16 protein-coding genes, 1 tRNA gene, 2 pseudogenes and 1 riboswitch are annotated in these 20,416 nt (G+C 61.0%); of the genes and pseudogenes, 17 read left to right on the plus strand and 2 right to left on the minus strand.

From position 1 onward, the window contains the following. Window positions 1-7 precede the first annotated feature (7 nt). Genes LRS56_18890 through LRS56_18900 form a run of 3 tightly spaced genes read left to right on the plus strand, consistent with a single transcriptional unit; the run spans window position 8 to window position 3,006 of the window. On the plus strand, window positions 8-466 hold the full coding sequence (locus LRS56_18890) for a tripartite tricarboxylate transporter TctB family protein (GenBank protein WDU60914.1): 459 nt from the start codon (window positions 8-10) through the stop codon (window positions 464-466). Window position 467: 1 nt separating this feature from the next. Then, window positions 468-1,982: a tripartite tricarboxylate transporter permease gene (locus LRS56_18895; protein ID WDU60915.1), complete on the plus strand. Its 1,515-nt coding sequence runs from the start codon at window positions 468-470 to the stop codon at window positions 1,980-1,982. Then, a complete protein-coding gene (locus LRS56_18900) occupies window positions 1,975-3,006 on the plus strand; it encodes an AbrB family transcriptional regulator (protein WDU60916.1) in 1,032 nt (343 codons plus the stop codon). The genes LRS56_18895 and LRS56_18900 overlap by 8 nt, the downstream gene beginning before the upstream one ends. Before the next feature lie 72 nt (window positions 3,007-3,078). Here LRS56_18900 and ung read toward each other — a convergent pair whose 3' ends face one another. After that, window positions 3,079-3,771, minus strand: a complete 693-nt coding sequence (gene ung / locus LRS56_18905; protein ID WDU60917.1) for a uracil-DNA glycosylase — start codon at window positions 3,769-3,771, stop codon at window positions 3,079-3,081. 136 nt (window positions 3,772-3,907) lie between these two features. Here ung and LRS56_18910 point away from each other — a divergent pair, with 136 nt between their 5' ends. Then, on the plus strand, window positions 3,908-5,020 hold the full coding sequence (locus LRS56_18910; GenBank protein ID WDU65778.1) for an enoyl-CoA hydratase/isomerase family protein: 1,113 nt from the start codon (window positions 3,908-3,910) through the stop codon (window positions 5,018-5,020). 55 nt (window positions 5,021-5,075) lie between these two features. Here LRS56_18910 and LRS56_18915 read toward each other — a convergent pair whose 3' ends face one another. Next, window positions 5,076-5,447, minus strand: coding sequence for a hypothetical protein (locus LRS56_18915; GenBank protein ID WDU60918.1), 372 nt, complete (start codon window positions 5,445-5,447; stop codon window positions 5,076-5,078). A 318-nt stretch (window positions 5,448-5,765) separates the two neighbouring features. On the opposite strand from LRS56_18915, the gene LRS56_18920 reads away from it, so the two are divergent. The 13 genes and pseudogenes from LRS56_18920 to LRS56_18980 all read left to right on the plus strand — a co-directional run bounded on the left by LRS56_18920 (window position 5,766) and on the right by LRS56_18980 (window position 20,365). Beyond that, window positions 5,766-7,388, plus strand: coding sequence for a methyl-accepting chemotaxis protein (locus tag LRS56_18920; protein WDU60919.1), 1,623 nt, complete (start codon window positions 5,766-5,768; stop codon window positions 7,386-7,388). A 167-nt stretch (window positions 7,389-7,555) separates the two neighbouring features. Beyond that, window positions 7,556-7,657, plus strand: a riboswitch (guanidine-I (ykkC/yxkD leader). A gap of 59 nt (window positions 7,658-7,716) precedes the next feature. Next, complete coding sequence (locus tag LRS56_18925) at window positions 7,717-8,784, plus strand: putative urea ABC transporter substrate-binding protein (GenBank protein ID WDU60920.1); 1,068 nt, start codon at window positions 7,717-7,719, stop codon at window positions 8,782-8,784. Window positions 8,785-8,796: 12 nt separating this feature from the next. Further along, a pseudogene (locus tag LRS56_18930) lies at window positions 8,797-9,611 on the plus strand (ABC transporter permease). Beyond that, window positions 9,608-10,372, plus strand: coding sequence for an ABC transporter ATP-binding protein (locus tag LRS56_18935; GenBank protein ID WDU60921.1), 765 nt, complete (start codon window positions 9,608-9,610; stop codon window positions 10,370-10,372). The pseudogene LRS56_18930 and the gene LRS56_18935 overlap by 4 nt, the downstream one beginning before the upstream one ends. After that, window positions 10,369-11,094 (plus strand): urea carboxylase-associated family protein, encoded by a 726-nt coding sequence (locus tag LRS56_18940; GenBank protein WDU60922.1) that lies wholly within the window; start codon window positions 10,369-10,371, stop codon window positions 11,092-11,094. The genes LRS56_18935 and LRS56_18940 overlap by 4 nt, the downstream gene beginning before the upstream one ends. Before the next feature lie 10 nt (window positions 11,095-11,104). Further along, window positions 11,105-11,734, plus strand: coding sequence for an urea carboxylase-associated family protein (locus tag LRS56_18945; GenBank protein ID WDU60923.1), 630 nt, complete (start codon window positions 11,105-11,107; stop codon window positions 11,732-11,734). Window positions 11,735-11,991: 257 nt separating this feature from the next. Continuing rightward, a pseudogene (uca, locus tag LRS56_18950) lies at window positions 11,992-15,596 on the plus strand (urea carboxylase). 47 nt (window positions 15,597-15,643) lie between these two features. Then, window positions 15,644-15,850 (plus strand): cysteine-rich CWC family protein, encoded by a 207-nt coding sequence (locus tag LRS56_18955; protein WDU60924.1) that lies wholly within the window; start codon window positions 15,644-15,646, stop codon window positions 15,848-15,850. Further along, complete coding sequence (locus tag LRS56_18960; GenBank protein ID WDU60925.1) at window positions 15,840-16,532, plus strand: pseudouridine synthase; 693 nt, start codon at window positions 15,840-15,842, stop codon at window positions 16,530-16,532. Before LRS56_18955 ends, LRS56_18960 begins: the two co-directional genes overlap by 11 nt. Window positions 16,533-16,836: 304 nt before the next feature. Next, on the plus strand, window positions 16,837-17,721 hold the full coding sequence (locus tag LRS56_18965; protein WDU60926.1) for an alpha/beta hydrolase: 885 nt from the start codon (window positions 16,837-16,839) through the stop codon (window positions 17,719-17,721). 218 nt (window positions 17,722-17,939) lie between these two features. Beyond that, window positions 17,940-18,013, plus strand: a tRNA-Gly gene (locus LRS56_18970). 188 nt (window positions 18,014-18,201) lie between these two features. Then, on the plus strand, window positions 18,202-19,515 hold the full coding sequence (locus LRS56_18975) for a tyrosine-type recombinase/integrase (protein ID WDU60927.1): 1,314 nt from the start codon (window positions 18,202-18,204) through the stop codon (window positions 19,513-19,515). 265 nt (window positions 19,516-19,780) lie between these two features. Continuing rightward, on the plus strand, window positions 19,781-20,365 hold the full coding sequence (locus LRS56_18980; protein ID WDU60928.1) for a hypothetical protein: 585 nt from the start codon (window positions 19,781-19,783) through the stop codon (window positions 20,363-20,365). Window positions 20,366-20,416 lie beyond the last annotated feature (51 nt).

Consider the following 20,416-nt stretch of genomic DNA (forward strand, 5'->3'; position numbering starts at 1 on the left):
GTTCCGCATGCTCTTACAACGCATTTTCGCCTCAGTGATGCTGCTGGTCTGCGCGGGTCTCGCGCTGATGGCTTGGCCGTATCAGGCGGCATTTTCCTACGAGCCGGTAGGCCCTCGCGCCTACCCGCTGCTGATGCTCGGGCTGATGAGCCTGGGCCTGATCTACATGATCATCCGTCCACAACCGACCAAGCACACCGAAGAAGAGCCCGCACTGGACCGCGAAACCCTGGTCAAGATCGGCATCTGTGTCGGTCTGTTGATCGTGTTCGCCGGCACCTTCGAACCCCTGGGTTTCATCCTCAGCAGCATGCTGATCGGCATCCCGATGGCACGCCTGTATGGCGGCCGCTGGTTGCCCAGCGTGGTGATCGTCAGCCTGATGGCCATCGGTCTTTACCTGCTGTTCGATAAAGCCATGGATGTGCCGCTGCCCCTCGGCCTGCTCGACGTTCTGGAGAACTGATATGGATACTTTCGGCTATTTGGGCCAGGGCTTCGGCGTTGCACTGTCCCCTTACAACCTGGTGACCGCGCTCTGCGGCACCTTGATCGGCACCGTGGTTGGCCTGTTGCCGGGCCTGGGTCCGATCAACGGCGTGGCGCTGCTGATCCCTATCGCCTTCGCCCTGGGCCTGCCGCCGGAATCGGCGCTGATCCTGCTGGCAGCGGTGTACCTGGGCTGCGAATACGGCGGCCGTATCAGCTCGATTTTGCTGAACATTCCGGGCGAAGCCTCCACTGTAATGACCACCCTCGACGGCTACCCGATGGCCCGCAAAGGCCTGGCCGGGGTGGCGTTGTCGCTGTCGGCGTGGAGTTCGTTCATCGGTGCGTTTATCGCCACCTGCGGCATGGTGCTGTTTGCGCCGCTGCTGGCCAAATGGGCGATTGCCTTCGGCCCGGCGGAATATTTCGTACTGATGGTGTTCGCAATTGTCTGCCTGGGCGGCATGGCCGGTGACAAACCGCTGAAGACCTTTGTGGCGGCGCTGATCGGCCTGTTCCTGTCCGCCGTCGGCATCGACGCCAACAGCGGCGTGTACCGCTTTACCGGGGATAACATCCACCTCACCGACGGCATTCAGTTTGTGGTATTGGTGCTGGGCCTGTTCTCCATCAGTGAGATCCTGTTGCTGCTGGAAAAAACCCACCGTGGCCAGGAAGCCGTGAAGGCCACGGGACGGATGATGTTCAACCTCAAGGAAGCTGGCGCGGTGTTTGTCGTCAACATCCGCTGCGGTTTGCTCGGTTTCATCATGGGCGTATTGCCGGGTGCCGGTGCCACTCTGGCCTCAGCCGTTGCCTACATGACCGAGAAACGCCTGGCCGGTGCCAGCGGTAAGTTCGGCCAGGGCGACATGCGCGGCCTGGCAGCGCCGGAAACCGCGATCGGCGCCTCCGCCTGCGGCGCCCTGGTACCGATGCTGACCCTCGGCGTACCCGGTTCGGGCACCACGGCGGTGATGATCGGCGCGTTGTCGCTGTACAACATCACCCCGGGCCCGCTGTTGTTTCAACAGCAACCGGACATCGTCTGGGGCCTGATCGCCTCGTTGTTTATCGCCAACATCATGCTGGTGATCCTCAACATCCCGATGATCCGCATTTTCACGCGCATCCTGGCCGTACCGAACTGGGCGCTGGTGCCGGTGATCGCGATCATCACCGCGATTGGTGTGTACGCGGTGCACGCCACCACCTTCGACCTGTTCCTGATGGTCGGTATCGGCATCTTCGGTTACATCTTGCGCAAGCTGGACTTCCCGCTGTCGCCGGTGCTGCTGGGCTTTATCCTCGGCGGCCTGATGGAGCAGAACCTGCGCCGTGCGCTGTCGATCTCCAACGGTGCGCTGGATATTCTGTGGTCGAGCCCGATCACCTTTGGTGTGTGGGTACTGACCGCGCTGATGCTGGCGTTCCCGCTGGTGCGCATCTACCGCAAGCGTGCCCTGCAGCGTCGTGCCGTGGCCGATGTCTGAGGTCACCTTTAAACAATGGTGGGGAACACCGCTGGTCGGTCTGGCCGGCGGTTACCTGGCCAGCCTCGTCGGCTGGCCTTTGCCGTACATGGTCGGCTCGTTGCTGGCGATCATCCTGGTGCGTTGCCTCACGCCGTGGCAGTTGGCGGAAATTCCCGGCGGGCGCAAATGCGGCCAGTGGGTGGTCGGGATCGGCATCGGCCTGCACTTCACCCCGGTGGTGATCGAGCAGGTGATGAGCCATTTCGGCTTGATCTTCTTCGGCGCGCTGGTGACCAGCCTGTCGAGCATTGTCGGCGTGTGGTTGATGCGCCGCAGCGGTGAGGACCGTGCCACCGCGTTTTTCTCCAGCATGCCGGGCGGTTCCGGTGAGATGGTCAACCTCGGCGCACGCAATGGTGCCGTGTTGAGCCGGGTTGCAGCAGGCCAGAGTTTGCGCGTGCTGGTGGTGGTGCTGTGTGTGCCGGCGATCTTCAAGTATTTGCTCGAAGGCGGCACGCCGCAGTTTCATCCGGCACCGGTGAGCTGGATCTGGTTGGCACTGTTGTTTCCGATCGGTGCGCTGGTGGCGTGGGGATGGCAGCGCTTGCGCCAGCCGAACCCGTGGCTGTTCGGCCCATTGCTGGTGAGTGCGACGGCCAGCGTGGTGTGGGACCTGCATATCGGCCTGCCGGACGGCGGCAGCCAGATTGGCCAATGGCTGATCGGCAGCGGGTTGGGTTGCCATTTCAACCGTCAGTTCTTTCGCAGGGCGCCGTCGTTCATGGGGCGTACCTTGATCGGCACGGCTTTGACCATGGCCCTCGCGACCTTGGCGGCAGTCGGTTTAAGCGCCTTGACCCATCTGGACCTGCGCTCGCTGACGTTGGGCATGATGCCCGGCGGTATCGCCGAAATGAGCCTCACCGCCGAAACCCTGCAACTGTCGGTGCCGCTGGTGACGGCGATGCAGGTGATGCGTCTGTTGTTTGTGCTGTTTCTGGCGGAGCCGTTGTTCCGGCACTGGAACCGCCGGCCCGAATAAACCTAAAGTCTCAATCCAATTCAAATGTGGGAGGGGCAATCCCCTTCCCACATTGTTAAATTGAGTTGGGCTTTAGAGTGGCGGCAACCGCCACTCAATCGGCGTCTCGCCACTCTGTTCCAGAAACTTGTTGGTGCGGCTGAAATGCCCGCAACCCAAAAACCCGCGATACGCCGACAACGGCGACGGGTGCACCGACGTCAGCACCAGGTGCTTGGTCGCATCAATCAGCTTCTGCTTGCCCTGCGCATGGGCGCCCCACAGCAGAAACACCAGGTGCGGCTGATGTTCGCTGACCACTTCGATAATCCGATCAGTAAAAAACTGCCAGCCCTTGCCCGCATGGGCGTTGGCGTTGGCGCGTTCCACGGTCATGGTGGTGTTGAGCATGAGCACGCCCTGGTCGGCCCAGCTTTGCAGGTAGCCGTGGTTGGGAATGTCGATGTTCAGGTCGCGTTTGAGCTCTTTATAAATATTGACCAGCGACGGTGGCGCCGGCACGCCCGGTTGTACCGAGAAGCACAGGCCATGGGCCTGACCGGGGCCGTGGTAGGGGTCCTGGCCGAGGATAACCACCTTGACCTTGTCCAGCGGCGTCGAGTTGAGGGCATTGAAAATCAGCGGGCCGGGCGGGTAGATCTCTTTGCCGGCGGCATGTTCCTGGCGCAGGAACTCGCGCAACTGGGCCATGTAGGGCTGCTCGAACTCATCCCGCAGGGCATGTTTCCAGCTGGGTTCGAGTTTGATACGGTCGCCTTCGGTCATAGTTGAAATGTCTTGTGGAAAAGAATGAGGCGAACCCTAGGAAAGCCGACCCCGCTTGTCAATTGATCTGACACACCATCGGCACTTTCCCACGAAGCGATCATACTCATCCTTCACTTTCTCGATTGAGGTCATGATGAACCTGCACTTCGAAGAGCTGACCGGCAGCGACGGTGCCCGCATCGGTATCGCCAGCCTGGACGCTGAAAAGTCCCTCAATGCCCTCTCCTTGCCGATGATCCTGGCCCTGGACGACCGCCTGGATGCCTGGGCCAAGGACCCGAATATCGTCTGCGTGCTGCTGCGCGGCAACGGGCCCAAAGCCTTTTGCGCCGGTGGCGAGGTGCGCAGCCTGGCGCTGGCCTGCCGTGAAGCGCCAGGTGAAGTACCGGCCCTGGCCGCACAGTTCTTTGCGGCGGAATATCGCCTCGACTACCGCCTGCACACCTACCCCAAACCGCTGATCTGCTGGGGCCATGGCTATGTGCTGGGCGGTGGCATGGGCCTGCTGCAGAGCGCGGCGGTGCGCATCGTTACGCCGAGCAGCCGCCTGGCGATGCCCGAGATCAGCATCGGCCTGTACCCTGACGTGGGCGCCAGTTGGTTTCTGTCGCGCCTGCCGGGCAAGCTCGGCCTGTTCCTTGGCCTCACCGGCGCACACATCAACGGCCGTGACGCCCTGGACCTGGGCCTGGCCGACCGTTTCCTGCGTGACGATCAACAGGACGAACTGATCGATGGCCTGCTGCAGTTGAACTGGCAGGAACAAACACCGATGCAACTCAACAGCCTGCTTAAAGCGCTGGCCCAGGAAGCCGTCGACCAACAACCCGAAGCCCAGTGGCTGCCGCGCCGGGCGCAGATCGACGAATGGCTCGACGTGGGCGACGTGCGGTGTGCCTGGCGGGCCTTGAGCCCGCTGCGTGAGCACGCCGACCCACTGTTCAACCGCGCCGGCAAGACCCTGAGCGAAGGGTGCCCACTGACCGCGCACCTGGTGTGGGAACAGATCCAGCGGGCCCGCCACTTGTCCCTGGCCCAGGTGTTTCAGATGGAATACACCCTGAGCCTCAATTGCTGCCGGCACCCGGAATTCAGTGAAGGGGTGCGCGCACGGTTGATCGACAAGGACCAGAAGCCCCACTGGCATTGGCCGGACATCAATACAGTGCCAGAGGCAGTGGTGCAGGCGCATTTCCGCAAGGCGTGGGAAGGCCGCCATCCATTGGCGGATTTATCGGATTACTGATTAGTTTGCGCCCACAAAAAACGGCGCTTCCTGCGCCGTTGGCATTCAAGGCCGTTTAACGGTGACCGCCGTGACCACCGCCATGGTCTCCACCACGACCATGCCCGCCATTGCGTCCACCCCCATGATCGCCCCAGCCCTGGTTCGGGTAAGGACGATAACCCGCCCTCGGCCCGGACGGGTAGTAGCGCGGCGCCGGCTGGTAATAGCGTGGTGCCGAGTAGTAACGCGGTGGCGGTGCGTAGTAACGCGGCGCGGAATAGTACCCCTGGCGGTATTGATACGCCGTGCCACCGCCGTAGTAATACACCGGCGCCGGTGAGGTGTAGACCTCGGAACGGTAGTAGCTCTGGCCTCCACCGTAGTAGGGCACGCAAGCAGAAAGGGTTAGAGCGAGTAAAGCGCTGAGCAGCAGTCGTCGATACATGGCGGCCTCCTGGACCGCGGAAGAGCACCTCCAGCGACGCGGGAGGGCGGCACTCAGTTTTTTGCTGAATGACACAGTATCGGACATCGAAAACCGAATCTGGTGCGTACCGGTAACAACTTGATACATGAATGCATGGGTTCCGATACACCGTCGCCAACCCGCCCCAGCACAGGGTTTTCGCGCCAAAAGGCTTTATCGATTCAGTAAATATACCTGGGTTGCAACTATCTCGGTTACGATGATGTCATTAAGACATCACGTAAGGCCAGGGAGGCTCTAGCGTGAGACCTTAGCCACTCTTGCCGGATTCGACCCATGAAAATCTCTACCAAGCTGCTGCTTTCATTCCTACTGTGTGCGCTGGTGACCCTCGGGGTCGGCCTGCTAGGCATCAAAGGCGTGGTTCGGTTGGCCAACGCACTGGAACTGACGTTCTCCAACAACTTGGTGTCCGTCAGCAATACGGCCGCCACCCTCAATGGCCTGGTTGCGCACAACCGCGGCCTGTATCGACTGCTGGATGCCAGCAAAGGCGACGTCACCGCACAAGACCGCGACCGCGTGCGCCAGGACATCGCCAACGAACTCAAGCGCGCCCAGACGGCCTACGCCACCTACCGCGCCACCCCGCTGGAAGACGACGAACGGGCGGCCGGCGACAAGCTCGACCAGCTCTGGCCCAACTACATCAGCAACTCCGAACGCGTTATCGCACTGCTTGATGGCGGCCAGCAAGAGCAAGCGCGCACTCAGCTCAACAGCACCAACAATGAACTGTTCCGCCAGGCACGCGAGCTGATCCGCGTGATGATCGAGTCCAATAACCGCCAGATCCAGGAAGGCGCCGTTGCCGCCGATGAGCTGCGCGGCAGCGCGCTGACGTGGATGATCGCCGGTATTGTGCTGGCCTTCATCATCGCGATCATCATCGGCGTTCTGATCACCCGCCTGATCACCCGCCCCATCGCCCAGGCGGTCGAGAGCGCACAGCGGATTGCCAAGGGCGACCTGACCCAGGCCATCGTCACCGAGCGCACCGACGAAGCCGGGCAACTGCTGATGGCGCTGTCGGATATGCAGGGCGGCCTGAAAAGCACACTGGTGGAAATCGCCAATGCCTCCGACCAGCTCGCCTCGGCCGCCGAAGAACTGAGCGCGGTGACCGATGAAAGCACCCGCGGCCTGACCCGCCAGAACGACGAAATCCAACAAGCCGCCACCGCCGTCAACCAGATGACAGCGGCGGTAGACGAAGTCGCCAGCAACGCCGTGTCCACCTCGGAAGCGTCCCGCCAGGCCACCACCGAAGCCGAAGACGGCCGCCAGCAAGTTGAACAGGCGGTGTCCGGCATGTCGTCGATGGTGGTTGAGATCAACGATTCGACCCAGTCGGTCGCAGACCTCGCCAACCAGGTGCGCGAGATCGGCAAAGTGATCGATGTGATTCGCGGTATCGCCGACCAGACCAACCTGCTGGCCCTCAACGCGGCCATCGAAGCCGCCCGCGCCGGTGAGCAAGGTCGCGGCTTTGCGGTGGTGGCCGATGAGGTGCGGGCGCTGGCACATCGCACCCAGACCTCGACGGTGGATATCGAGAAGATGATTGGCGAAGTGCAAGTCGGCGCCGACGATGCGGTGGCGGCCATGAACAAAAGCCTGACCTGGGCCAACAACACCCAGACCCTGGCGCAGAACGCCGGTGAAGCGCTGCAGCGCATCACCAGCAGTGTGGCGAAGATCAACGAGCGCAACCTGGTGATCGCCTCCGCGTCCGAGGAACAAGCCCAGGTGGCCCGCGAAGTGGACCGCAACCTGCTCAATATCCAGGACCTGTCGACCCAGACCGCCGCCGGCGCCCACCAGACCAACGCCTCCAGCCAGGACCTCTCACGCCTGGCCACCTCGTTCAATGTGCTGGTCAGCAAGTTCCAGCTGTAACCGCCTCATTGCAGTGCGCCGGCGCACCCGCTTGGCGCACCCCCTCCCCGCCTCCCCCTCCGTTACGCAGAGCCCGCCTGAAAAGCCGGGCCTCTACGCCACTTGGCACGACTCTCGCTTTGCCTCACACGTGCAGGATTCATCACAGGTTCGCGGCACCACAATTTGCAATGGCCGACTAGGGTTCCGGCTCGCATCACGCGAGTGGCTGGTCCGAGAGTTGGCGACCTCCAGTTGAGGTTACACGGCGGGATAAAAGCCCGGGAGACAGCCACCGTTTACGGTGCCGCGTTGCTCCTGCTCGCCCACGATCAACTGGAGAAGCCCAATGCCCTCAATCCGTTTACCCGCCTTGCTCGCCGCCGCATTTGCCGCCGTGCTGAGCTTCTCGGCCCAAGCCGCCCCTAAAGACCACTTCAGCGTGTGCTGGACGATTTATGCCGGCTGGATGCCGTGGGAGTACGCCGGCAGCCAGGGCATCCTCGACAAGTGGGCCAAAAAATACGGGATCACCATCGACATGGTGCAGCTCAATGACTATGTCGAATCCATCAACCAGTACACCGCCGGCCAGTTCGACGGCTGCACCATGACCAACATGGACGCGCTGACCATCCCCGCCGCCGGTGGCGTGGACAGCACCGCGCTGGTGGTCAGCGACTTCTCCAACGGCAACGATGGCGTGGTGATCAAGGGCAGCGGCAAGACCGTGGCCGACCTCAAGGGCATGAACGTCAACCTGGTGGAGCTCTCGGTGTCCCACTACCTGCTGGCCCGTGCACTGGAGTCGGCCGACCTCACTGAAAAAGACCTGAAAGTGGTCAACACCTCCGACGCCGACATCGCCGCCGCCTTCAACACCGACCAGGTGCAGGCCGTGACCACCTGGAACCCGATGCTCTCCGAGATCAAGGCCAAACCGGGGGTTAGCGAAGTGTTCGACTCCAGCAAAGTGCCCGGCGAAATCATGGACATGATGGTGGTCAACACCCAGACCCTCAAAGACAACCCCAAGCTCGGCAAAGCGCTCACAGGTGCCTGGTTTGAAGTGGTCGCGCTGATGAACGCCAAGGGCGCCGCCAGCACCGAAGCCCTGGAGCATATGGCCAAGGCGTCCGGCACCGACCTCAAGGGTTTCCAGTCGCAACTGGACACCACCAAGCTGTTCGCCACGCCCAAGGAAGCCCTCGCCTTCGCCACCAGCGCGCAGTTGCCGGCCACCATGCGCAAGGTCGCCGAGTTCTCGTTTGAACACGGCCTGCTCGGCGAAGGCGCCAAGGACACCAGCGCCGTGGGCATGAGCTTCGCCAATGGCGTGACCAGCGGCGACACCGCCAACCTCAAGCTGCATTTCGACCCCAGCTACGTGCAGATGGCCGCCGACGGCAAGCTGTAAGAGGACCCGGCCATGCGCCTGATCAACCGTCACCCGGAACGCTCCAGCCGTCTGTTATTGGTGATCCTGCCGTTCGCCCTGCTGCTGTTCGCCTACTTTGTAGGCTCGGCCGAGCGCCTGGCAGAAAATCCCAACGACAAGCTGCTGCCCAGCGCCGTGCAAATGGGCGACGCCATAAAGCGCCTGGCGTTCAGCGCCGACACCCGCACCGGCGAGTACGTGCTGTGGCAAGACAGCGCGTCGAGCCTGCGCCGCCTGGCCATCGGTTTGGGGATAAGCGCCCTGGCCGGCCTGTGCCTGGGCATCGCCGCCGGCACCTTGCCGCTGTTTGGCGCGCCGTTGTCGCCACTGTTGACGGTGTTGTCGATGGTGCCGCCACTGGCGATCCTGCCGATTCTGTTCATCGTGTTCGGGCTGGGGAATTGTCCAAGGTGATGCTGATCGTGATCGGCATCACCCCGGCCCTGGCGCGAGACCTGGAACAGCGTGCGCGGGAAATTCCCGTCGAGCTGCTGGTGAAGGCACAGACTCTCGGCGCCTCCACCTGGACCCTGATGCTGCGCGTGGTGCTCCCGCAATTGCTGCCGCGCCTGCTGATCTCGCTGCGGCTGATGCTCGGCTCGGCGTGGTTGTTTCTGATCGCCGCCGAAGCCATCGCCTCGACTGACGGCCTGGGCTACCGGATTTTCCTGGTGCGCCGCTACCTGGCGATGGACGTGATTTTGCCCTACGTGGTGTGGATCACCCTGCTCGCCTGGCTGATGGACTGGGGCCTCAAGACCCTGACCCGGCGCGCGTTCCCTTGGTATGAAGGAGCGCGGGCATGAGCTTTATCAGCGTCAACAATGTGTGGCAGCGCTATGGCGACCAGGTGGTGCTCGAAGGCCTCAACCTGCACGTGGCCGAAGGTGAGTTCTGCACGCTGGTCGGTACCTCCGGTTGCGGCAAATCCACCTTCCTGCGCCTGCTGCTGGGCCAGGAAACCGCGAGCAAGGGCCAGATCCTGCTTGACGGCCAGCCCCTGGCCGCCGAGCCGGATGCCAGCCGTGGCGTAGTGTTCCAGCGCTACTCGGTGTTCGCGCATTTGACTGTGCTGGATAACGTCGCCCTCGGCCTTGAACTGCCGCGCTCGCCGCTGCTGGGCCGGCTGTTCGGCAAGGCCAAACAGGCTGCTCGCGAACAGGCCGCCGCGCTACTGCACAAGGTCGGCCTCGGCCACGCCCTGGACAAGTACCCCGCACAACTCTCCGGCGGTATGCAACAGCGCCTGGCCATCGCCCAGGCCCTGATCATGAAGCCCCGCGTATTGCTGCTGGACGAACCCTTCGGCGCCCTCGACCCGGGCATTCGCAAAGACATGCACCAACTGCTGCTGGAGCTGTGGCGCGAAACCCGGCTGACGGTGTTCATGGTCACCCACGACCTCAGCGAAGGCTTCAGCCTCGGCACGCGCCTGCTGGTGTTCGACAAGGTCCGCGTCGACCCCCACGCCCCCGGTGCCTACGGCGCCCGCATCACCTACGACATCCCTTTGAACAGCGAGCGTCGCAAGGTGCTCGCCGCCGAACTTGGAGCCACTTCCAAATGACCGATTCGACCCCACTGTTCCCCCCGTTCGCCGAGGAAATACTGCCCGGCGGCGGCCATCGTTCTTTCGTGCTCAAGCGCGGCCAATTGCTGCGCCTCACCGACATTCGCGGCGGCGCCAATGTGAGCCTGACCCTGCTCAATGCCGATGAAAAAACCGAACGCCTGAACCTCCCCGACAGCCTCAAATGTCAACACACCGCCAAGCTCACCAGTGGCCATTGCCTGTACTCGGACATGGGCCGCGTACTGGCCGCGATCACTACCGACACCTGCGGCTGGAGTGACAGCCTCGGCGGCGTCCTGAGCGCAGCCGAAGTGGCCGAGAAGTACGGCCAGGGCCGCTACCAGGAACTGCGCAACGGCTTCTTCCGCAACGGCACCGACAACCTGCTGGTGGAACTGGGCAAGTGGGGCCTGGGCCTCAGTGACCTGCTGATGACCCTCAACCTGTTCAGCAAAGTCAGCGTGGACGACGACGGTCAATTGCACTTTGTGCCGGGCAATTCCAAGGCTGGTGACTACATCGAACTCTACGCACCGATGGACACGCTCGTGGTGCTGACCGCCCTGCAACACCCCTTGGACCCAAACCCCGACTACGCCCCGCAGCCGCTGAAACTCAGCTGGATGAACGCCGACCCGAGCGTCGCCGAACACTGCCGCACCTCGCGCCCGGAAAACGAGCGCGGCTTTATCAACACCGATCGCCTGTTCGCCTGAGGAGCTGCCAATGTCTATCGCACTCAAACAACCCGATGCGGCCACCTACCGCGCCACTATTCCCGCGGGCGAGCCATGGCTGATGGAGGTCAAGGCCGGGCAGACCCTGCGCATCCTGGATCTGGAGGGCAACCAGGCGGTGGATACGCTGTTCTACAGCGCCAAAAACCCTCGCGAGCGTTATGACGTACAGCGCACCCTGCGCCGGCAAAACCGTGTGTACCTGAGCACCGGCAGCGTGCTGTATTCCAACCTCGGCCAGCCGATGCTGACCATCGTCGACGACACCTGCGGGCGCCACGACACGCTCGGCGGCGCCTGTGCACAAGAGAGCAACACCGTGCGCTACGCCCTGGAAAAACGCTACATGCACAGCTGCCGCGACAACTACCTGCGCGCCTGTGCCCACGACGGGCGGCTGGGGAAAGGCGACATCGGCCCGAACATCAATTTCTTCATGAATGTGCCGGTCACGGCCGACGGCGGGCTGACGTTTGAAGACGGCATTTCCGCCCCCGGCAAGTACGTCGACCTGCGTGCGGAAATGGACGTGATCGTGCTGATCTCCAACTGCCCGCAACTGAACAACCCGTGCAATGGCTACAACCCCACCCCGGCGCAGGTGCTGGTATGGAACTGAAGCTAAAGCGCCTGCGCCAATGGCTATTCACCCTATGCCAGGCCCGCGCCGGGCAGTGCCTTAAAAACAATGAAGCTCAACTGTGGGAGCTGGCTTGCCTGCGATAGCGGTGTATCAGCCTAGCAATGGGTTAACTGACCGACCGCCATCGCGGGCAAGCCCGGCTCCCACAGTTGACCTCCACTGCTTTCGGAATTTGCGCTGCGGACGACCGCAGCGCCTACCCCACTTTGCGGGACGGCCCGCAGGGTTTTGCCATGTTCGAAAAACTATTGATCGCCAACCGTGGCGCCATCGCCTGCCGCATCCTGCGCACCTTGCGTGAACTTTCGGTCAAGGGCGTGGCGGTGTACTCCGAAGCCGACGCGGCCAGCCTGCATATCCAGCAGGCCGACGAAGCCTACAGCCTCGGCGAAGGCGCGGCGGCCGGTACTTATCTGACGGTGGAAAAAATCCTCGCCATCGCCAAGGCGTGTGGCGCCCAGGCAATCCACCCAGGCTACGGCTTTCTCTCGGAGAACGCCGCCTTTGCTGAAGCCTGTGAAAATGCAGGCATTGCCTTTGTCGGGCCGACGCCAGACCAGTTGCGCGTATTCGGCCTCAAGCACACCGCCCGTGCGCTGGCCAAGCAACACGCTATCCCGCTGCTGGAAGGCACCGAACTGCTCGACAGCCTCGATGCCGCGCTGCTGGCCGCCGACAACGTGGGCTACCCGATCATGCTCAAAAGCACCGCCGGCGGTGGCGGGATCGGCATGCGCGTGTGCCGCAATGCGGCGCAATTGAGCGAGTCGTTCGACGCGGTCAAGCGCCTGGGCCAGAACAATTTCAGCGATGCCGGCGTATTTATCGAGAAGTACATCGAGCACGCCCGCCACCTGGAAGTGCAGGTGTTCGGCGATGGCGCAGGCGCGGTGATCGCCCTCGGCGTGCGCGACTGTTCGGTGCAGCGGCGCAACCAGAAAGTCCTTGAGGAAACCCCGGCGCCGAACCTGCCGCAAGGCATGGCCGAGGCGCTGTGCTCGGCCGCGATCACCTTGGCCAAGGCGGTCAATTACCGCAGCGCCGGCACCGTGGAATTTATTTTTGATAGCGCCGATGGCCGCTTCTACTTCCTCGAAGTGAACACCCGCCTGCAAGTGGAACACGGCGTGACGGAACAGGTGTGGGGCGTGGACCTGGTGCGCTGGATGGTGCAATTGGCGGCAGGGGAAATGCCGCCATTGCATACCCTGGCATTGAAACCGCAGGGCCACGCGATTCAGGCGCGGCTGTATGCGGAAGACCCGGGACGGGATTTTCAGCCGAGCCCTGGGCTGCTGACCTGTGTGGACTTCCCGGCGGCTGACGGCCTGCGGATCGACACCTGGGTGGAGGCCGGTTGCGAGATCCCGCCGTACTTCGACCCGATGATCGCCAAGCTCATCACCTGGGCGCCCACCCGCGAACAGGCGCGCCTGGATCTGCATCAGGCACTCAGCGACAGCCAACTCTACGGCGTGGAAACCAACCGCGACTACCTGCGCCAGATCCTGCTCGCCGCGCCCTTCGCCAGTGGCCGGCCATGGACGCGTTGCCTGGAAGACCTGGTCTACGCCGCCGACACCTTTGAGGTGCTCAGCGCGGGCACCCAAACCAGCGTGCAGGACTATCCGGGCCGCCTGGGCTATTGGGCCGTGGGTGTACCGCCGTCGGGGCCGATGGACAGCCGGGCGTTACGCCTGGGCAATCGTCTGCTGGGCAATTCCGACGGCGCCGCCGCGCTGGAAATCACCATGGGCGGGCCGCTGTTGCGCTTCAATTGCGCGGCGGTGGTGGCGGTGACGGGCGCAGAAATTCCGTTGCTGCTAAATGATCAAACGGTCCCCATGAACACCGCGCTGCTGATCCCGGCAGGTTCGGTGCTGAGCCTTGGCACCCTCGCCGGAGCCGGTGCGCGCAGCTACCTGTGCCTGCGCGGTGGGCTGCAAGTGCCGGACTATCTGGGCAGCAAAAGCACCTTCACCCTCGGGCAGTTTGGCGGGCATGGCGGGCGGGCTTTACGGGCCGGTGATGTGTTGCATCTGCTGCCATTGGTGGATGTGCGCGTCGGGCAACAATTGACCCCGCAACCGCTGGCGGCGGTACGCACACTGCGCGTGATTTACGGCCCGCATGGCGCGCCGGAATACTTCAAACCCGAGTACATCGAGACCTTTTTCGCCACCCAGTGGGAAGTGCATTTCAACTCCAGCCGCACCGGCGTGCGGCTGATCGGCCCCAAGCCGTTGTGGGCACGCACCGACGGCGGCGAAGCGGGGCTGCATCCGTCGAATATCCATGACAACCCGTATGCCATCGGTGCGGTGGATTTCACCGGGGATATGCCGGTGATCCTCGGGCCGGACGGACCAAGCCTGGGCGGGTTCGTGTGCCCGGTGACGGTGATCGAGGCAGACCTTTGGCAGCTCGGACAGTTGAAAGCGGGGGACAAGATTCGCTTTGAACCGGTAGACCTCAAGGCCGCCCGCGACCTCGCCCTGAAATGGGATCAACCGGCCCCTGAAACCCTGTGGCAGTCGGGCTTGCCCGCGATGGCAGCACCTCAGTCCCCAGCCAGCCTCAAGCCATTGGCATCCCCGATCATCCTGGACATCGGCCACGCCGACACCCGCCTGGTCGCCCGCCTCGCCGGCGACACCCACCTGCTGCTGGAAATCGGCGCGCCCGAACTGGACCTGGTGCTGCGCTTTCGCGGCCATGCCCTGATGCAAGCCCTCGAGAGCCGCACGCTGCAGGGCGTGATCGACCTGACCCCAGGCATCCGCTCCCTGCAGATCCACTACCAACCCGAGCAACTGCCCCTGGCCGACCTGCTGACCCTGATCGCCAGCGACTGGACGGCCGTGTGCACCCGACAAAACCTGCAAGTGCCCTCGCGTATCGTGCACTTGCCGCTGTCCTGGGATGATCCGGCGTGCCAGTTGGCGATTGAAAAATACATGACCACCGTGCGCAAGGACGCCCCTGGTGCCCGAGCAACCTGGAGTTCATCCGCCGCATCAACGACCTGGCCAACCTCGATGAAGTGCGCCACACGGTGTTCGACGCCAGCTACCTGGTGATGGGCCTGGGCGACGTTTACCTCGGTGCACCGGTGGCCACGCCACTGGACCCGCGCCATCGGCTGGTGACCACCAAATACAACCCGGCGCGCACCTGGACCGCCGAGAACTCGGTGGGCATCGGCGGCGCCTACCTGTGCGTATACGGCATGGAAGGCCCCGGCGGTTATCAGTTTGTAGGCCGTACCTTGCAGATGTGGAACCGCTATCGGGAAGTCGCGGCATTCGACGGCAAACCGTGGTTGTTGCGGTTTTTCGATCAGATTCGCTTCTACCCGGTGAGCAGTGAGGAACTGGTGCGGATTCGCAAGGATTTCCCCCTAGGGCGCTTCGAGCTGAGCATCGAAGAAAGCGTATTGAACCTCGCGGACTACCAGGCTTTCCTGGAGCGCGAGGCCGCGACTATCGGCGCGTTCCGTGAGCACCAGCAGCATGCCTTTAACGCTGAGCGTGAACGCTGGATTGCCAGCGGCCAGGCGCATTTCGACAGCGAAGAAGCGGCGCCGCCGCCCGGGCAAGACACACCATTGCAGGCCAATGAGTACAGCATCGACAGCCATATCGCGGGCAACCTCTGGCAGGTCCAGGTGGCAACCGGTGAGCGCGTGGCGGCCGGTGATGTGCTGGTGATTCTGGAGTCGATGAAAATGGAAATTCCGGTGCTGGCGCCGTTTGCCGGCGTGGTGCGGGAGATTCCGGTGCAGCCCGGCAGCGGCATCGGTGCCGGGCAGCGGGTCGTGGTGCTGGAACGCGACTGAGCGGCGCTGTATCGTGCAGGGACTTCCGGGACCCTGCATAACCACCCATGACCACACCTACCCTCTGCCCCGCCTGCGGTGCCCGCAACGATTGCACCCTGGCCGACCCGCGCACGGCCGACCAGCCCTGTTGGTGCTACAGCGTCACCATCGACCCGGCGGTGCTTGAAGCGCTGCCCGATGAGTTGCGCAACAAGGCTTGCCTGTGCCCGCGCTGCGCCCAGGTCGATGAGCAGATGCGCAATGCGCGTTGATCGTTTCCTCAGCAATTTGCCGCGGTTCAATCGTCAACAAGTTCGGCGGCTACTGGTTGAACGGCGGGTCAGCGTGGACGGCATGACGGTCAGCGATCCGCACCATGAAGTGCGCGAATTCAGCCGCGTCTGCGTGGATGATGACGTGCTGCAGGCGGGCAAACCGGCGCGGTATTTCATGCTGCACAAACCTCAGGGTTGCGTAAGCGCCACGTCGGACCCGCAGCATCCGACCGTTGTGGATTTACTGGATGAGCCGGACACGGACGAACTGCATATCGCCGGCCGTCTGGACTTCAACACCACCGGGCTGATGCTGATCACCAACGATGGCCAATGGTCGCGGCGCCTGACGCAACCACAGACCAAATTGCCCAAGGTCTACCGGGTGGAAACCGAACAGGTCATCGGCCCCGAATACGCCACTACCTTTGCGGCGGGCCTGTATTTTGCGTTTGAAGACCTCACCACCCAACCCGCCGAACTGGAATTGCTCGGCCCGAGGACGGCGCGCTTGAGCATCATCGAAGGCCGCTATCACCAAGTGAAGCGCATGTTCGGGCACTTCAATAACAAGGTGATCGGCCTGCATCGTGAGCGGATGGGGCCATTGGCGCTGGATGCAGCCCTTGCGCCGGGCGAGTACCGGGCATTGACTGACAGTGAAATCCGACAGGTCTGACGACCGTTCGGCCGGTGATGGCAAAAACCTATTTCTGCGACTTGCGACATTCCGACTCTGCTGCTTGAATCAGAACGTCAGCCAAATTATGACTGGCGAGTCGCCTATAACCTCCAAGAAACACCTTGCCCCGCCCGCGCTTGATTCACGGGCTTCCCAGGCAACCAGCCCGCCATAACAACACCCGTCGGCCAGCCGTCATCGGACCGACATGGGCCCTCATCTTTCAGGCGTATGCCTACCTGTCACAAAGCTCGTGCAGAGTGATCTGCGCGCCCTACCCGCTTGCCAGGAGTCTTACGACATGAGGCCAGAAATCGCTGTGTTGGATATACAGGGTCAGTATCGGGTTTACACGGAGTTCTATCGCGCGGACGCTGCTCAAAAGACCATCATCCTGGTCAACGGCTCCATGGCCACCACGGCATCCTTCGCCCAAACCGTGAAAAGCCTGTACCCGCAATTCAACGTGGTTTTGTACGACCAGCCCTACGCCGGTCGCTCCAAGATCCATAACCGCCATGAGCAAATGCTGACGAAGGAAGTTGAAGGCCAGATCCTCCTGGAACTCATCGACCACTTCGCCGCCGAACACGTGCTGTCGTTCTCCTGGGGCGGCGCCGCTGCGCTGGTCGCCCTCGCCCACCGCCCCCGGCGCGTGGAAAAGGCGGTGATCAGCTCGTTCTCCCCGGTGATCAACACGCCCATGCGTGATTACCTCGAACGCGGCGTCGACTACCTCGGCAACCTCGACCGCCACAGCGTCGGGCACCTGGTCAACAGCACCATCGGCAAACACCTGCCGTCGCTGTTCAAGCGCTTCAACTACAAGCACGTAAGCAGCCTGGCCGAGCACGAATACGGGCAGATGCACTTTCACATCAGCCAGGTGCTGCACAGCGACCGGCTGTGCTACCTCAAGGCAGCGCGGCAGATCGACGTGCCGGTGCTGTTTTTGAATGGCGAATGGGACGAATACACCAGCGCCCAGGACGCCAGGCAGTTCGGCCAATATGTGCCGAACAGCAGCTTCAGCACCATTCAGGCGACCGGGCATTTTCTGGATATGGAGCACAAGGCGGCGTGCCGTGACAGCAAGGAAGCGGTGGTGGGGTTTTTGAAACCTGAGCGGCAGGTGAGCCGATTGCGCTATCACCAGGGTCAGACGCAGCATGCCTTTGCGATTTGAAGTAACCGCTTGTGTGGGAGCCGGGCTTGCCCGCGATGCAGGCACCTTGGTGTGGCAGTCACACTCAGGTGAGGCTATCGCCGGCAAGCCAGCTCCCACACCAGCTTGCACGCGCGTTGTACCCGTTCATCGGTTGGCTTGATGAACGCAACCCACACATTTTTCAAAGAAAAACTTCAAATCCAGGCGAACATCTGGTACAAAGTCAGCCGCTCTGAGCGGGTATAGTTTAGTGGCAAAACGAAAGCTTCCCAAGCTTTAGTTGAGGGTTCGATTCCCTCTACCCGCTCCACTTCTGCTTTTCCCTCGTTTTTCCGCATCATCCCCCACGCTTCCACATCAGCGACCAGCCCAGTCAATACGGGGCTTTCAGCGATTCCGCACGTTCCCTCGCACTCCGCCGCTTGTCTTTTCAGTCTGGAATTTTTTGTATAGCGGTTTGTATAGTGGAGTTAGATCGAACCACGCTATACAAACGCCATGAAACGTACTGATATCAAGCGCCTGCCCCTGGCCGATACGGTGTTGGCTGCATTGGAGCCTGAGGCGAAGGACTACTACCAAAACTACGGGGCTGACCGCCTCTACTTCCTTGTGACCAGTGCTGGTCGTAAGCGCTGGGTGCTGCGGTACAAAAAGCCCAATGGGAAATGGAGCTGGCATGGGTTGGGGACCTATCCTGATGTCAGCGCAAAATACGCCCGAGAAAAGGCACGGGCCGCATTGAAGTTTAATGCTGATGGCGTAGACCCCATTACGCACAAAGCTGCCCTGAAAGCGGCACAGGCCGTCGCTGAGGCTAATACGTTCAAAGTGGCGGCTGATTTGTGGCTGGAAAAGAAAATCAAAGATGGTCGCGCTGAGAAAACCCTCAAGGGGATTGGCGGCGCCCTGAAGAACGACATCCTCCCTGCCCTTGGGCATAAACCTCTCGATCACATCACCCGTGGCGATTGCGCCAACCTGCAGGCGCGTATCGAGAAACGTGGGGCGCATAACACTTCGGAAAAGGTGCGGGTGTGGGTGAATCAGATATTTGCGCTGGCCATCGCCAAGGGCATGACGGAGAACAATCCTGCCAGCAATCTGCTCGCGATTGCTGAGAAGGCGCCACCGGAGAACCAGTATCCGCATTTGTTAGAAGAGGAGCTGCCAGACTTTCTCAAGGCGCTGCGTGCGTCAGACAGCGGCGCCATTGTGAAAACGGCGGCTTGGCTGACTGTGTGGACTGCGTCACGGCCGGGGATGGTGCGCTGGGCGGAATGGGCGGAGTTCGACTTGGATAACGGATTGTGGAGCGTTCCTGGGGCGAAGATGAAGATGAAGCGGGATCATCTGGTGCCGTTGCCTACTCAGGCGGTTGAACTACTCAGGGAGCTGCAAAAACGGACCGGTTGTTCCCGGTATCTGTTTCCGTCCAGTGGGGAAAAGGTGCCGGTTATCTCTGATGGGTCGATCAATAAGTGCTTCGCGTTGATTGGTTATAAGGGGCGTATGACTGGGCATGGGAGTCGGCATACGTGCGACACGTTGCTCTCGGAGCATGGGTGGCCGGAGGATTGGCGGGATATGCATCTGGCGCATAAGAAACCGGGGTTGAAGGGGGTGTATGACAAGGCGGTTTTTCTGGCGCAGCGACAGAGGATGGTGCAGTGGTATTCGGATTATCTTGAGGCGCTAGAAGCAGGGAGTTTAGCTGAGCGGATGAACGAATTTCAGGATCGAATGGAAGGCCGTAGTAAGTTCTCCAAAGAAAAAAAGAGCCTCATAGCCGAGAAACCTGTTCAGATGTAGCGCAACGTGTAGAGCAACGCATGAACATGATTCTCTGGCGGAAATGCACAAGTAGCCGCACACAGACCACCTACGAAGCCTGAAATTTATGATTGACTTCCTGACAAAAACCAGAATTAAATCATCCTTCGATTCATTTCTTGGCAAAATGCTAGCATCCCCCCTGCATTATTTGAACAAAAGAGGGTAGGATTCCGCTTCAAATAGGATGCGAAGCTTTGTAGCGCCGATATATGGAGCGCAACAGCAGGACGGACCCATAAAAATGAATGACAACGAACTTATTTCAGACCTTATTAAAATCGGAATACCATCAGTAGTGGCTTTAGCCGGAACACTAAGCAGTTTGATACTCGCCTGGTGGGGCCACAAACAAAATTTATTCGTTAAAAAGATGCAGTATATACACGACACGGAACAAGAACGAAACTCCAGAACAGGAGACCTTATCAAGTCATGTATCCTAGACATAAATAGCCTACACGACAACTTTACAGCTTTTGGAATTATGCTATTTGCTAAAGTTGACACACTTATTCATGACGATCCGTGGCCAGAAACAGAGCAGGAAGTAATCGCTCTGCGCTTCCAAACAGCAATCACTTCACTCCACAAACATACCACAGTTAAATCATACGTAATGCTACTCGGAAATACCGAATTAACGAACACATATCTAACATATTTAGACACAATTGGTCATGTGATAAAGACCTATGGCGAATGTGAAACAATGCGACCAGATGAATTAAACGAATTCATGGGTCGAAGCCACGCCTTACAACTCAGCATCGTAAGAAAAATGAGCGCTATATATTTAATAAAAAATGACATAGTGCAGAGACCATGAATCAGTCAAATGTTATATTTTATTTCTGCACCACTATCAACTCATTATTGA

This window comes from Pseudomonas poae (assembly GCA_028869255.1).
Classification (GTDB): domain Bacteria; phylum Pseudomonadota; class Gammaproteobacteria; order Pseudomonadales; family Pseudomonadaceae; genus Aquipseudomonas; species Aquipseudomonas poae_C.